This window comes from Arthrospira sp. PCC 9901, from assembly GCF_059013425.1.
This window is the reverse complement of sequence record NZ_CP102296.1, coordinates 651386-666786: the sequence shown is the minus strand read 5'-3', so window position 1 is coordinate 666786 and position 15401 is coordinate 651386. Positions and strand designations below refer to the sequence as shown.

12 protein-coding genes and 1 CRISPR repeat array are annotated in these 15401 nt (G+C 47.4%); of the genes, 6 read left to right on the top strand and 6 right to left on the bottom strand.

Features of this window, described 5'->3' with window-relative positions:
• Positions 1-41 precede the first annotated feature (41 nt).
• The 5 genes from NLZ44_RS03030 (at position 42) to proC (ending at position 4024) form a co-directional block, all read left to right on the top strand.
• Positions 42-1004, top strand: a complete 963-nt coding sequence (locus NLZ44_RS03030; protein WP_008054738.1) for an energy-coupling factor transporter transmembrane component T family protein — start codon at positions 42-44, stop codon at positions 1002-1004.
• A gap of 188 nt (positions 1005-1192) precedes the next feature.
• Positions 1193-1462, top strand: a complete 270-nt coding sequence (gene pipX, locus NLZ44_RS03025; protein ID WP_493751817.1) for a transcriptional coactivator PipX — start codon at positions 1193-1195, stop codon at positions 1460-1462.
• Positions 1463-1477: 15 nt separating this feature from the next.
• Positions 1478-2149, top strand: a complete 672-nt coding sequence (locus tag NLZ44_RS03020; protein WP_493751816.1) for a YggS family pyridoxal phosphate-dependent enzyme — start codon at positions 1478-1480, stop codon at positions 2147-2149.
• Positions 2150-2501: 352 nt separating this feature from the next.
• Positions 2502-3116, top strand: a complete 615-nt coding sequence (locus NLZ44_RS03015) for a cell division protein SepF (RefSeq protein WP_493751815.1) — start codon at positions 2502-2504, stop codon at positions 3114-3116.
• A gap of 101 nt (positions 3117-3217) precedes the next feature.
• Positions 3218-4024, top strand: coding sequence for a pyrroline-5-carboxylate reductase (gene proC / locus NLZ44_RS03010; protein ID WP_493751814.1), 807 nt, complete (start codon positions 3218-3220; stop codon positions 4022-4024).
• On the opposite strand, the gene plsY is transcribed toward proC, so the two are convergent.
• From plsY to hpsJ-B, 6 genes are all read right to left on the bottom strand, one after another.
• Complete coding sequence (plsY, locus tag NLZ44_RS03005) at positions 4021-4701, bottom strand: glycerol-3-phosphate 1-O-acyltransferase PlsY (RefSeq protein ID WP_493751813.1); 681 nt, start codon at positions 4699-4701, stop codon at positions 4021-4023. The two genes, proC and plsY, sit on opposite strands and share 4 nt — an antisense overlap.
• Before the next feature lie 69 nt (positions 4702-4770).
• Positions 4771-5820, bottom strand: coding sequence for a DUF3086 domain-containing protein (locus NLZ44_RS03000; RefSeq protein WP_493751812.1), 1050 nt, complete (start codon positions 5818-5820; stop codon positions 4771-4773).
• Between the two features lie 60 nt (positions 5821-5880).
• Entirely contained in the window at positions 5881-6951 is a 1071-nt protein-coding gene (locus NLZ44_RS02995; protein ID WP_493751811.1) for an RNA-guided endonuclease InsQ/TnpB family protein, read from the bottom strand.
• Positions 6952-8462: 1511 nt separating this feature from the next.
• Complete coding sequence (gene dxs / locus NLZ44_RS02990) at positions 8463-10379, bottom strand: 1-deoxy-D-xylulose-5-phosphate synthase (RefSeq protein WP_493751810.1); 1917 nt, start codon at positions 10377-10379, stop codon at positions 8463-8465.
• 127 nt (positions 10380-10506) lie between these two features.
• On the bottom strand, positions 10507-11403 hold the full coding sequence (locus tag NLZ44_RS02985) for a glycosyltransferase family 2 protein (protein WP_493751809.1): 897 nt from the start codon (positions 11401-11403) through the stop codon (positions 10507-10509).
• Between the two features lie 164 nt (positions 11404-11567).
• Positions 11568-12404, bottom strand: coding sequence for a hormogonium polysaccharide biosynthesis protein HpsJ (gene hpsJ-B / locus NLZ44_RS02980; protein WP_493751808.1), 837 nt, complete (start codon positions 12402-12404; stop codon positions 11568-11570).
• 154 nt (positions 12405-12558) lie between these two features.
• On the opposite strand from hpsJ-B, the gene NLZ44_RS02975 reads away from it, so the two are divergent.
• On the top strand, positions 12559-13059 hold the full coding sequence (locus NLZ44_RS02975) for an adenylyltransferase/cytidyltransferase family protein (RefSeq protein ID WP_006623364.1): 501 nt from the start codon (positions 12559-12561) through the stop codon (positions 13057-13059).
• A 120-nt stretch (positions 13060-13179) separates the two neighbouring features.
• Positions 13180-14997: direct repeats of the CRISPR family, unit length 37 nt; unit sequence GTTTCCGTCCCCTGACGGGGAATTGGTAGGGTTGGAC.
• Positions 14998-15401: the final 404 nt, after the last annotated feature.

The window sequence follows — 15401 nt, the reverse complement described above, 5'->3', positions numbered from 1 at the left end:
GTTGGCATTGATCCCCCCAACTATAGTTAATTGTTGAGAAAATGGACCTACTGCGATCGCTACCTATCGGTTTATACTTAGAACAACCGATTACTTGGCTTCATCGCCTTGATTCCCGGATTAAGCTAGTCTGGTTGATGAGCTTTCTCATTGCACCGATCCTCTCTAATGCCCTTTGGCGGTTGGGGTTGGTGGTGCTGTTGATGGTGATTACCCTAGTGGCAGCAATTCCGTTCCGGGTGTGGAAGCGACAAATGGGCTGGCTATTAACTTTCTGTAGCTTATTGTTGATAGTAAGTGCTATCCTACCTGATGGGTTGAGTGTTAGCCATCAACCTCGCCTCCCCAGAGATGAGATAGCCTTGGAAATGCAAAGTCTTGGGAGAGTGGGAGGACTGGGAGAAAATGCCACAACGACCGCTGATTCGGTGACTGAGACTGAGGGTTTACCTCAACCAACAGCCTATAGTTATATTCTGCTGGCAGCGGGTCCGTTAACTATTACCCGCTATTCCCTGGATCTGGGTGTTCGGATTAGTACCTTGCTGTTTACCCTGGTTTACAGCACTAATCTATATCTACTGACTACGGCTTCTGAGGAAATTGCTGTGGGGATCGAAAGCCTGATGAAACCATTGCGACGGCTGAAAATTCCGGTAACAGAAATAGCCCTCACCCTCACTCTGTCCCTGCGTTTCTTTCCTCTGGTACTTGAGGAAATTCAGAACCTATATAGATCTGTGCGTACTAGGGCGATCGACTGGAAAAAACTGGGCTGGCGAAGGGCGACTCAAATTTGGTTGTTGGTGGCAGAACGACTCCTAGAAAATTTATTATTGAGAGCAGAACAAATTGCTAATGCCATGAAAGTCCGAGGCTTTACCAGTCCTAACCAACATCGAGTTGAGTGGCATCAACTTCAAATTAATTGGTGGGATTGGGTCGCCCTATTAGCCTTAACTATATTTTGGGGTATGCGTTTGGTTTGGGGCTGGGAATCTTAAGATCAACACTCTTTCCCCGCTTCCCGGCGCGAGGCGCTATGACTTGAAAAGTGCGCCCGAGAGTGTCAAGATAAATCGGCTGATTATTTGATTCTGGGATATATCTCTGATAGGCGGGCTCGAATACCAGAGTAACACCAGGTAATTGCCTTTTTTCTAAGTTAGTGCTTGCTGATGCGTGAGGCGGAATGACAACAGAAACTTACATGAACCATCCCAACTTTGGCTTACTTTTTAAAGTTTGTCCAGTTGAAGATAATCAGGAATTATTTACTACCCTTTACGCCCAACGCCTATTTTTCTTGGTGACTCAATCACCGGCTGGCTTGAAATTTGAACCGATAAGCCGCTCCGATGCCAAGATGTTAGTGGAAATTCGTTTGCGAATGTTGCGACGCACTGGCCAAATCGAGCCTTATCAAAAACTGCAAATAATTCATCAGCAGACCTTTCAATAGCTTGAATAAACGACTATGACTGATTCGATCGCTGAAAGAATTGCCCAAATTCGGGCTGCTATTCCCCCAGAGGTGCGACTGGTGGCTGTGACCAAAACGGTTTCGGTGGAGGCTATACGCTTGGCTTATGAAGCCGGAGTGAGGGATTTTGGCGAAAATCGTGTTCAGGAAGCAGAGGCGAAACAACTTCAATTGCAAGATCTCAGGGATATTACTTGGCACTTGATTGGTCATCTACAAAGCAATAAGGCGGCGACGGCGATCGCTAATTTTGATTGGCTGCACTCGGTTGATAGTTGGAAATTAGCCCAAAGACTCGATCGCCTGGCTAGAGAACAGTCTCGCTGTCCCCGGATCTGCCTACAGGTGAAAATCCTCCCAGACCCTAACAAATATGGTTGGACAGTCCCGGAGTTGCTGGCTGATTTACCTCAGCTTAATGCCTGTGAGTCCCTAAATATTCAAGGTCTAATGACAATTCCCCCCCAAGGCTTGACCGACACTGAAACGCGATCGGTTTTTGAAAAAACCCGTCAGTTAGCGGCTGAAATTGGGGCGCAAAACTGGTCTAATATCAAAATGGCAGAATTATCTATGGGTATGTCAGGGGACTATTTACTAGCCGTAGAAGCAGGGGCTACTATGATTAGACCGGGACAAATTATATTCGGCCCAAGGAATATCTAAAGCGATCGGGTCGGAGTCCACCTGATGAACTATCAATAGGGGGGATGAGGAACTTTCGGGTTAAACTTTAATCATCTGCCTCTGTGTTAGGGGAGGAAATGTCTAAAAAAATGATGACAATCAGCCCCCACCAGGTCAGCTAGAGCGGTATCTTTAGAGCAGTTAGTCAACAGATGAGATCTTTAAGGGTTGTTTCCTCAATTGGGGATCTCGTTTAAATTTAGTTGACCCTGTGCTTTAGGGTACAAGGCCTGTCTATCCGGGGACTGGTTACAGTCTGGGTAATGCAGGCAGTAAATATCAAAATGTCAATGGTGACGTTTTGTGGCAGTTTTATGGAGCAGAGTGAGCCGTGAATACACTGTTTAGCAAACTTAGAGATTTCGTAGGACTCAATGAGTCAGTTGAGTACGATTACGAATACGATGAAATGGAAGGGGAACAATACCAGAATATGTATCAAGCCCCTCAACCACAGGCTGCTCCTCTCATGTCAGAGGAAGAACGTCGTGGGTCTCGTCGCCCCCGTGAACGTGCTGTGGCGGCGGTCGGAGCTGGTAATATGACATCTGAATCAGTAACAATGGGTTCAACAGGAATGAATAATGTAATTGGAATGCCAGGAGCGCTCAACGGAATTTCGGAAGTGATGGTTATGGAACCTCGCACTTTTGAAGAAATGCCGGCTGCTATCCGCGCCCTGAAGGAACGCAAGTCTGTAGTTCTGAATTTGACGATGATGGACCCAGACCAAGCTCAGAGAGCGGTAGATTTCGTGGCTGGTGGCACTTATGCCCTCGATGGTCATCAAGAACGCATTGGAGAAAGTATCTTTCTGTTTACTCCTAGTTGTGTTCAGGTTAGAACTCAAGGTGGGGTGGCTAATGAGGTTCCCGGTGTCCGTCCCCGCGTGAGTTCTAGCCCTTCCTCGGTTTGGCAACCAGAAAAGGTCCAGGCGATGCAGTAGTTGCGGGTGATGCAGATACGATGGGACAAGGGGAGATGTTTGGCAGGTGATAGTTATGCTTCTCCCCTAATCCTTAGCCCAAATTTTGAGATAATGGACGGATGAGTGAGTTTAAATTGGGATTGATTGGTGGCGGGGTCATGGGAGAGGCTTTGCTGTCGGGTCTGTTGGCGAAGCAGATTTATGCCCCGGGAATGGTGATGGTTAGTGACCCTTCTGGCGATCGCCGTGAGTTTCTGTCTTATAAGTATGGGGTTGGGGTAACATCTGATAATCGGGAAGTGGCGGAAGCTACTGAGGTGCTGTTGCTGGCTGTGAAGCCTCAGATTTTTGACCGGGTGGCTGACGATTTAAAAGGACTGCTAAAGCCGGGTACTATCATCATCTCTATTTTGGCAGGTGTTACCCTGTTTAAGTTGGAGAGGGTTTTTTCAGACTCTCCAGTGATTAGGGTGATGCCAAATACTCCCGCTACCGTAGGAGCCGGAGTTAGCGCTTTGGCTGCTGGTAGTTCCGTGGAACCTGCACAGATTAAACGCGCTACGGAGATTTTAGCAGCAGTTGGGGATGTGGTGGAAGTTCCAGAATATTTGATGGATGCGGTAACGGGTTTATCGGGTTCTGGTCCTGGATATGTGGCGATTATGATTGAGGCTTTGACTGATGGAGGAGTGGCGGCTGGACTTCCTAGAGCGATCGCCTCCAAGTTGGCTCTGGATACCGTTTGGGGAACCGCTCAACTCTTGCGGGAATCTCAATTACACCCAGCCGAATTAAAGGATCGCGTCACCAGTCCAGGGGGTACAACTATTGCGGGAATTGCGGAACTAGAGGCGACGGGTTTTCGATCAGCTTTAATTAAGGCGGTGAAAGCGGCTGGCGATCGCTCCCGGGAATTAGGGAATTAGGGGGTAGGGTCTGCTGAGAGTTTTTGACCCAGACGAGGTTCTGTACCCTGTAAAATCCGATCAATATTGCTACGATGTCGCCAAATCACATAAGTTCCGGCAGCGATCGCAAAAATTTGGTAGGGGAGGGGTTGTCCGGTGATAATCATCAAAGCAGCGATGGTAATAGCCCCGGTAATAGAACTTAAAGATACAATCCGGGAAACAGCTAAAACCACCCCAAATACAATCAATGTAGCCAAAGCCAGCAGCCAATTGAGAGCAAATAAGATCCCCAAACTGGTAGCCACAGATTTACCGCCCTTAAAGCCTATCCATATAGACATTGTATGCCCAAATACGGCGATTAAGCCAGATAATGTGGCAATCCAGTAAGCCAAAACTTGAGGGGAGTCAATCCCAGCCATAGTAGCAATTTGGCGGGTTTCATTGAGGGAATACACCCAGAAAACCATAGAAATAGCAGCGACACCCTTCAAAATATCGACTACTAAAACCATGATCGCTGGCAGTTTACCACAGGTTCTTAATACATTAGTTGCGCCAGTTGAACCAGAACCCGCCGCCCGGATATCAATACCATAGAACCAAAGGGCGATCGCATATCCAGTAGGAATTGAGCCCAGCAGATAAGCCACCACCAAGACCACCCCATTGAGAATGAACCAATTAACCATATTTAATCAAATTTCCTGCATCCATCGACAATTTGCAAACCGAATCCGACTAACCTATATCAACCGCTCTCAAAACCTATCCAAGGATGACTGAGCCGCCGCCTGTGGGTCAGGAGCAAAAGCCAACCAGAGGGGAAACTGGAGCAACGAGAGGCTAATTTTGTCCTCTGTATCATCAATAATAATAAACGGAAGCCGACCATCATTAACCAACCTGTCCGCTTTTTGAGCCAATAACTCTGGGTCTTCAAATAATCCCAACCCTCGCTCAGGTCCAAAATCACGGCGGTCAATTCCTAAGCAGTCTTGAAGTCCCCGCCGCCACTCTCCCAGGCGTTCTGGACTATTCGCCAAAACCAAAGTCCCCAAACGTCTGTCATAGAGACTTCTGAGAATAGATATAGTCGCCGAAGCCACCAGAATATTTTGCAGACGGCTTCCCATAGTCCGCAACGCACCGCGTCCACCTTGGTTAAAGAACCAATTAGAAACCTGTTTAGCGTGGATAGGCTCAAAAGTGCGCCGGAACTGCCAAGGGGGGCCATAATAGTCAGGATTAGTGCGGTATTGGTCAATAATCCGACGAATTTGTTTGGTTTGTTCAGCAAAAGCCGACTTCGTAAATTGAGTATTAGGGTCAGGTTCAGCCACGGACTCCGCCGACTGACCTGCGGGAGTGGAACTAGCAGCAGGGGGAGTGATGGGTTCTTCTGGGATTAACTCAAGCTGTTCTGCGGTAGCCGCCAGGTCTTGAAGACTACCAACCAAATAATCTTTAAAACCTTGGACTCGGATAGCCAAATCCTGAGAAACCCCTGCAAAAGTAGTTCGCATTTCTTGCTCAATGCGTTCTCGGCGACGTTCGAGTTTTTCTACTTCCACCTGTAGAGTCTGTCGCCTCGCCTCCAACTGGCTGAGGGCTTCAGAAACCAGGTTTCCCATAGATTGAGTGAGGGCGGTTTGTTCCTGCTGTAATTTTGCCTTAGTTATCTGAAGTTGGGCAATTTCCTGCCTCAAATCTTCAGCCTGACGCTTGAGGTAATCTATAGGCTCGTCGGGGGACTGAGAGCCTGTGGTTAAATTAGGTTCAAGTGGTGATGATTCAGGTTGAGAATTCAATGGTTGTGCTCGCTGCTCTATAAAACTTAAACAAAACCGGACATAGCCGGATCTTGATGTTTATTTCTTGCTTCGTCCGGGACTGTCGGCAGCACCCCGTCCACAAGTGTAATCGTCGGAACCAGGCGATTTTTCTAAATTTCTACTGGCGTTCAAATCTCTATCAATCTTCAAGCCACAGTTTGGACATTCAAAAGTCCGACGGACTAGGGGCATTTTTTGACGATAACCGCAATTAGAACACAGTTGACTGGATGGATAAAATCTATCGGCAATAATCAACTTTGAACCATAACGTTCTGCCTTGTAACCTAGTTGACGACGGAACTCATAAAATGAAGCATCAGCGATAGAACCCGCCAAACCATGATTTTTCAGCATACCTGACACATTCAAATCTTCAATGACGACTTGGCTGTGGTTTTTAGCCAAAAAAGTAGTTATTTTATGAATCGTGTCCCGCCGAATGTTTGCTACTCTTTGATGTAGCTTTTGAACTTTTAAGAGACATTTGGCCCAATTTTTCGAGCCTTTGACTTTGCGACTTAAATGACGTTGTAATTGAGCTAGTTTTTGGGTGGCTGCTTTATAAGCCTTGGGACTAGAGAATTGGGTCCCATCGGAGCAAGTCGCCCAATTGTTAATTCCTAGGTCTACCCCGATTCTCTCTCGATATTTCGGTGTAATTTCTGGCGTGATTTCTACGAAAAAGCTCATATACCAGTCACCTGCTTGGCGCGTTATAGTGACTTTCTTAACCCAACTTTCGGGTAGAGCCTCAAATGTAGAAACCCAGCCCACAAAAGGCAGCTTATGGCGAGTTCCTGACAACTTGAATGGTTGGCCGCCATTGTCAAGCGTAAAACTATCATGGTGGCCTTTCTTCTTAAATTTAGGATAACTGCTTATTCCTTTGAAGAATCGCTTAAAGGCATCCCCTAGATTAATGAAGGCATATTGATAAACTTTAGAAGACAATTCGGACATCCAAGGATATTGAGGTTTCACATAATGAGTAAAAACCTTTTTAATAGAGTTGATATTAGGCTTGAGTCCCTCTTCATAAGCTGACCTCCATAAGTGTAATCCCCAATTAAACACGAACCGAGCATAACCCGCGTGTTTGGCCATCAAGGTGCGATGACGGTCATTGAGTTTTAGTTTGGTTCGGAAAGCTTTGTAAGGGTTATGGTCGAAAGGGAAGTCGCCTTCCCCAACTCCAATTCAAAACCGTGCTTGATACTTTCACATCACACGGCTCCTGATGTGGATACCCCTTTTGACATCGGGAACAGGGTAACGACTCCCTGCTTTTGTGATTTCAACTTTTGGAGCTAAATACAACATCGTAGTGTTTAAACTCGCTTTCGTCGTAAACACTCCTAATTGTCGCAGTCTCTATATCCACACCGTGACTAGTGGGCATATCCTAACCATTACAGTTAGGCATTGGCTTTCAGTCACATCCTTTCCCCTTAAAGGTATACGCTTACACTTTCACTACTCCGCAGGTACATCCTGCCACTTGAGAGCCTAAAAGGGGTTTAAACGTTCCGTTTATACGGGCATTCCATCTTTAGATTTGTCCTCTCCACCGGGGTACTTTTAAAAGTCTGTGTAGGTGATGTCATGATTACCCTACTTTTCCCCTTGCTCTTTTGAACGCAGCGTATCAACCTGTTTCGCTGCTAAATCATTACGATGGTTCAAGCCGGACATTCGGTTTCCCTAATCATGGATGGTTGGCAGTGGTCGCATTTGGTAGTAGGTTCTACTTCACGCCTTCCGTTCCCCGCTTCAATCCTGGGGTTATGATTCCCAAAACTGGGGGTGGCTATCGCCGTTACTCTCAACGCAATTGTTAAGGAATCATTAATATTTCCAGTTGGGCGTTTTGACCTTGAGTTCCCTGCCTTGTTTTGTATATTTCTATACCAAACGTTGGGACATATAAACAGTTATGGGATGGTCAGGGTACGAGTCCCTTATATTTCACCAAGGGGTGAAAGTCCCACTAGGAGGTTATTTCAGGCATTGCAGCCTTATTTGACTCCTAAACGTCTCGCACCATGGTTTGATTTTACCATGAAGAATCCGACTTGATGAGTATGTCGTCAAGGAAATTTGGCATGGTCTGGGGTTTGACCGTATACTCATTATTGAGTTGCGAATCTTTTGGGGTATTGTACCTTATTGTCCTAAGATGTAAAGCAAATCTTGGATTAAATTCTGGCTCTGGGTTCAAACTAGGGTAAGGTAGGGTGCGTCAAACCTACTCAATATCGATCATAATTATGCGATCGCACCATACCCCTGCTATTTCAATCCCAATCAAATAATTTTCGCCAAAGAGTGCGATCGCCTCCCGTAGCCTCCGGTAGGGTGCGTCATCATCAGGCTATATAAATGCCTGGGGATAATTCCCTGCTGACGCACCATAGATATATAAATCCCAGCGGATAATTCCGTGCTACCCGTTCAATTATCGGCTATGGTGCGTCATAAATTAATGCTCCGGTGTTGATTTTAATTCTCGGAGTTTGACGCACCCTACTGATCGCCTCCGGTAGGGTGCGTCATAATCAGGCTATATAAATGCCTGGGGATAATTCCCTGCTGACGCACCATAGAGGCTATATTTGTTATTTGGGAATGTTGACTGTTGAGGGTTCTTTGGTCAAGAACAATTCCCGGATTTTTTCAGCAATTTGGGAACTTGTCAGACCCAGATCAACTTTGGATTGATCCGGTGTAGCATGATCCACCAATTGGTCAGGAATGCCGAACCGCTTAACAGGTACTAAGACATCGTGATCCAGTAATGCTTCTGCTACTGCGGAACCAAATCCACCCATTATGCAGCCTTCTTCCAGGGTGACGACTTTACCGATTTTTTGGGCTAAGGGTACAATCAGCTCTGTGTCTAGGGGTTTGACAAATCTGGCATTAACCACAGTGGCATCAATGCCGTGTTCACCGAGAATCTCAGCCACCTGCATAGCCGTGTTAACCATTGTACCATAGCCGAGTAATAGGAGATCATCGCCCTGGCGGAGAATTTCACCTTTACCGATCGCAATAGGTTCCCAGCCTTCTTCCATAAGTGGAACCCCATTACCGGAACCACGGGGGTAGCGCATAGCGATCGGTCCAGAAGTATGATTAATACCAGTCACCAGCATTTGCTGCAATTCGGCTTCATCTTTAGGAGCCATAATGGTCATATTGGGGAGACAGCGCAGATAGGCGATATCATACATTCCCTGGTGAGTGGGACCATCTACCCCTACAATTCCGGCGCGGTCCAAACAGAAGAAAACGGGCAAGTTTTGGATACAGACATCATGGATAATCTGATCATAGGCTCGTTGTAGGAAGGTCGAGTAAATCGCCACTACCGGACGCATTCCCTCACAGGCTAAACCCGCCGCCAGAGTAACCGCGTGTTGTTCAGCGATACCGACATCGATATACTGTTCGGGGAGTTTAGCTTGTAGTTTATCCAACCCTGTACCTGTTGCCATAGCGGCGGTGATACCCAAAATTTTAGGATTATCTTCAGCCAGCTTAATCAAGGTATCTGCAAACACTTTGGAATAGCTGGGAGGCTTGGGTTTGTTGGAGGGAATAGCCTTCCCGGTAGCCAGGTTAAAGGGTGATTGAGCGTGATAGCCTACTTGGTCTTTTTCTGCGATCGCATAACCCTTACCTTTGACCGTCGAGACATGAACCATAACCGGGCCTTTAATTTCATGAGCTTGTTGGAAGGTTTCAATCAAATCTTCCAAGTTGTGACCATCCACCGGTCCGATATAGGTGAAGCCCAGCTCCTCAATAATAGCACCCAATTTAGGTACAGCCAACCGTTTCATCCCTTCTTTGAGGCGTTCCATCTCCGGGGTAAAATTCTCACCCACAAAGGGAATTTGTTTAAACTGTTCCCGCAGATTATCTTTCAAAAATTGCACGGGGGGGCTCAGACGCATTTTATTCAAATAACGAGGAATCGCGCCGACATTGGGGGAAATCGACATTTCGTTATCATTGAGAACCACCATCAAGTTAGTGTTAGGTAGATGACCCGCATGGTTAATAGCTTCCAAAGCCATCCCCCCAGTCATCGCGCCATCGCCAATAATTGCCACTACTTTATAATTGTCCCCCTGCATATCCCTAGCCAAAGCCATCCCCAGGGCGGCTGATATGCTTGTCGAGGCGTGTCCGGCTCCAAAATGGTCAAAACGACTCTCGCACCGTTTCAGGTAGCCTGCTACCCCATCTTTCTGGCGCAGAGTATTAAAATTGTTATAGCGTCCAGTAATCATTTTGTGGGGATAGGCTTGGTGTCCGACATCCCAAATGACTTTATCTCGGTCTAGGTCTAGGGTTTGGTAAAGTCCTAGGGTTAACTCGACTACTCCCAAACCCGGCCCTAAATGACCGCCAGTAGCTGCTACTGTTTCTAGGTGCTTTTCACGGATTTGTTGAGCCACTTCTTCCAGTTCATGGATAGACAAACCGTGGAGTTGATTGGGGTGGGTCAGTTCACTTAGATGCATAGTTGAAAATACTGATGCTAAAAATAAATTAACAATCGGGCTTGTCTGAATATGATAGCCCAGTCTTGACGCTGACGCTGAACTTTGTGGGGAAGGGTTATCGGGAGTCCGCTAAAGATAGACTCCCTCACCCCAAACCTTTCCCAGAAACTGAGGTGGTTTCATTGTCCATGGTCAATTGTTGTGGGTGAGGTTGTGGGTCGCCAATAGGCATATTTTCGATTTCCCAGACTTTCAGGAGAATCAGATATTCATAAAAGGCTTGTAGAGTACACCAGGCGAGTCCAGGTTGACCGTCGAGGAAGCCTCCCAGGATAAAATACATATAGACGAAGCGGATTAGGGGTCGAAATGGTAGACGCAGAGATAAATCCTTTAAGGCGTGTCGCCTTTCCACCTCTGTTTTGCCGAAAAATAGGTGATTCCAGTTTACCGTACCCGATCGCAATTGTTTGACTGTTTCGTGGGCTTCATCTGTAGAATAACGGTTGTGCTTTTCTATCCATCGCGCCATGCCTTTACTGTTGGTATAGTGGGGATAGGTTTCTTTGAGGAAACTGGTAGGACCGTCACAGACTTCTCTCTCGGTGTGACCATAATCGGTAAACCAGACCCGCTGCTTATCAAATAGACGCATCTGATAACGGGGGTATTGGGTACTGCGGCGAATCCAGCGACCCATAAACATCACCCTTTCCGCTGCATAATAACCGATATAGCCGTCAGTGTTTTGGGTTTGTTTTTGACACTCGGCGAATAGTTCCGGGGTCATGCGTTCATCAGATTCGAGAATATACACCCACTGATATTTAGTGGTTACTTCTCGCAGCATCCAAGTCCGTTGGCGACCGTGGCTTTCAAACTTATGTTGGAGTACACGGACGGGGTACTGTTGAGCAATTTCTACGGTGCGATCGCTACTAAAGGAATCGACCACAATTATATCATCACATTGACTGGCTGACTCAATGCAGGCGGCTATATCAACTTCATCATTACAAGTCAGGATATAAATTGAGAACATTATCGTGAGGTGGTGAATAATACAGGTGGGGGAAAGTTTGTCATATTTGATGCACCATAAAACCAGAAAATTGAGAGGGCAAAAAATAGGCTCCATTGTGGTGCAATATCACCCGGTTTGGGGGTTTAATTTACAGGGGTGGAGCCAGTAATTTTCGTCAGGTTTTATCCGGGGTTAGAAGAGGGTTTCCGACGACCTTTATTCATGAGACCTAAGCCTTTTAAACCCGTCCAACCCAAGACGATATAACCGATCGCCAATAGCAAACTACTTATCCCAGTTTGGAGACTAGATTTGAGCGATCGCGTTTTAGTTTCATCTTCTAGTTGTTGTTGGCGTTCGCGAATTTGGGTAAGTAATTGAATGGGGAGGGAGTCGGCTTGCTGTTCCAAGAACTCATCAAGGACGGCTGGATTAGTTCTAGATTCTTCCAGGACTTGTTGAATTTGCGGGGGAAGGTTTCCTTCCGCAATCACCTGATTTAATTGTTCCTCGTTTTGTATTAAGCCAGTCAACTGCGCTCGGAGTTCAACTTTTCGCTGTTCAATCTCCTGTTGAAATTGGGGACTTCCTAACTGGCTTTCCAGTTGAGTTTCCGCTTGCGCGGCTTGCTGACCAATCTCGGATAAAGCATCTCGGCGCGCTAACCGGGTATTATTTAGGTGCATGGGAAAAATCAGCAGGTACAGCAACCCCAATAAGCTGGCGAGGATACCAACCCACAATCTTAGGTCGGAGATATTTTTACCAGACTTAGGAGTATTTCCGAGGACGCTATCCATCCAATACCCCATTAAAACCAGAGCCATTCCTACCAGGGGAACTACGCCTCGGTCAACTAAGCTACTAGCGGTTTGAATTAACCAACCCCTATCGGTTAAATTGGGGGGAAATAATAGAACCAAATAATCGACCAAGGCTGACAGAATCAGGATTAGCCCAACTAATTTGATGCTAGAAGAGGCTTGAAAGGAAAATTGACGGTTTGCTGTTGATGTCATAGGACGGTTAAGGATACTCTAGGTTGGTCTACAGCCAAGATAACAGTTTTGGCTAGTATATAACTACTGTCAGATTTGCCAAGATGTGGGAATTGTTTAATAATTAGCCGCGGCTGAGTAGTGGTCAATGATATCAAAGAAAGGAGAGATAATCATGATTGAGGGCCTTTATTCTGTGGAACAACTACGGGAGGCGATCGCCTATAACCCTGAACAATGGCGACCTCTAGTTTTTAGCAATGGCTGTTTTGACTTGATTCATGTTGGGCATATTCGCTACCTGACCCAAGCCAAAAGTTTGGGGCGCGCGCTGGTAGTGGGTCTCAATAGCGATCGCTCTGTTCGCCTGATTAAACCCCACTCGGCCGGATATCCTCCCCGTCCTATTATACCAGAATTACAGCGAGCCGAAGTTCTCAGCCAGTTAAAACCCGTAGATGCAGTGGTCATTTTTCCAGAAAGCACTGCTACGGCGATTATTGAACAGCTACAACCTGATATATATGTTAAGGGTGGTGATTACACGATTGACACCCTACCGGAGGCCCCCACGGTTCAAGCCTATAACGGTAAAATCGTCCTCATTGCGGTGGAAATGCCTACTTCTACCAGTGGCATTATTAATCGGATTTTGCACGCCTCAACCCAACCCTAACCCTTCTACACCCCCAACAAGTTTTATCCCCCAGACTCGTCTTTTTCCCCCCTCCCCAACTGCGAAATTACCCCGCCATGACACGACCTCAACCCTCACAACATCCACACACCACCCGGCGTTTCCCTCCCCTCATGGGGAATTTGTAGGGTTGCACACGGCTGCAGTCATTCATCACTAATGTCGGGGCTATTAGTCGGTTTCCCTCCCCTGACCGGGAATTGGTAGGGTTGGACGCTGTAAATATTACGAAGTCAAAGCAAACGCCACTCTCTGGTCGTTTCCGTCCCCTGACGGGGAATTGGTAGGGTTGGACACCCCCGAAACCTGCAGTAATGCTACCGCAAAGAAATGCGCGTTTCCGTCCCCTGACGGGGAATTGGTAGGGTTGGACCGAGCGAGAAAAGGTTAATTTCTTGGCTAGAAAATTTAGCCCGGTTTCCGTCCCCTGACGGGGAATTGGTAGGGTTGGACCACATATGGTGGGAAAACCAGCGTTCGCGATGGGATTCTTTAAGGTTTCCGTCCCCTGACGGGGAATTGGTAGGGTTGGACCTCGAAGAGCGTTTATCATTTCCATTAGGGGGTATTTTCCCCATTCTTCTGTTTCCGTCCCCTGACGGGGAATTGGTAGGGTTGGACGAGTGTGAAGACTGGGATTTAGTCTCCCAGATCGAAGCCTACAAGGCGGAGAAGTTTCCGTCCCCTGACGGGGAATTGGTAGGGTTGGACAGGATGTATTATGAAGGTTCCCGAACGGTTACTCTTGTTCGGGTTTCCGTCCCCTGACGGGGAATTGGTAGGGTTGGACGGGGAGAGATGGGGACTGGCTTGTTGCGAGCCAGGAAATAATGTTTCCGTCCCCTGACGGGGAATTGGTAGGGTTGGACTGCTAGAAATTTTGAAGGCAATAGACTCCAGTCACTGTTTCCGTCCCCTGACGGGGAATTGGTAGGGTTGGACTTGAATTGGCTCAAGCCAAACTAGGGTTAAACGAAAATGCCCTAGAGTTTCCGTCCCCTGACGGGGAATTGGTAGGGTTGGACCATGCCGCTAGTATTGCAATATCTGGATTTTAACGCCCTTCTGTTTCCGTCCCCTGACGGGGAATTGGTAGGGTTGGACCTGACAATCCGCAGGTAAGAATCTTTCCTACTATTTATAAGTTTCCGTCCCCTGACGGGGAATTGGTAGGGTTGGACATTACCGAACTCTGCGAGTCGGTAATCAATATATAAAATTTAACACTTCAGGTTTCCGTCCCCTGACGGGGAATTGGTAGGGTTGGACTCCACGGCGATCTTCGACGCCATGATAGGCGGCGAGCTCGAAAGGGGGTTTCCGTCCCCTGACGGGGAATTGGTAGGGTTGGACACCCGTGATTTTCTCATGATGTTCACATTTCCATTGTTTCCGTCCCCTGACGGGGAATTGGTAGGGTTGGACGGTATATTTACGATGATTAGAAAGGAAAGTACAGACGAAGATGGGTTTCCGTCCCCTGACGGGGAATTGGTAGGGTTGGACTCAAGCAATGGGACACAACAGAAACCACATTGACAGCTAAGTTTCCGTCCCCTGACGGGGAATTGGTAGGGTTGGACCCCGATTATTGCTGGGTGGACGACAGGTTCGTCCACGTAACGTTTCCGTCCCCTGACGGGGAATTGGTAGGGTTGGACATGAGAGATTGGCTTGATTCTTGGCGATCTGATTCTCCCCCAGACGTTCCCGGTGTTTCCGTCCCCTGACGGGGAATTGGTAGGGTTGGACAGAGAAGTCTTGGAGGGGTTCTCTGCCGGACTCATCACTGTAGTCCAAGTTTCCGTCCCCTGACGGGGAATTGGTAGGGTTGGACAGGGTGTCAAGTCCGGATTGAGTTACTCGACCGAGACTTACTAGTTTCCGTCCCCTGACGGGGAATTGGTAGGGTTGGACCTTAAAGCAGGTGCAGCCGAAGGGGTTACACCAAAGGGATTCCTAAAAGGGTTTCCGTCCCCTGACGGGGGAATTGGTAGGGTTGGACAAGGTTGGAGCGTGAGGAAAGCGCATACGACGAATTTTAGACAATGTTTCCGTCCCCTGACGGGGGAATTGGTAGGGTTGGACCTATGGGATCGCATCCCTAGCCAAAGCCGTAGACTTTCTGTTGTAGTTTCCGTCCCCTGACGGGGGAATTGGTAGGGTTGGACGCTCTCCTCCCGCTATTGAGCCCGGAAGAAAAAATAGAGTTTGAGCTGAGTTTCCGTCCCCTGACGGGGGAATTGGTAGGGTTGGACCCTATACCTTTGGAAACCTTACGGTATGCGGTTTTCAAGGTGCGATCGCGCGAGAGCACGTAG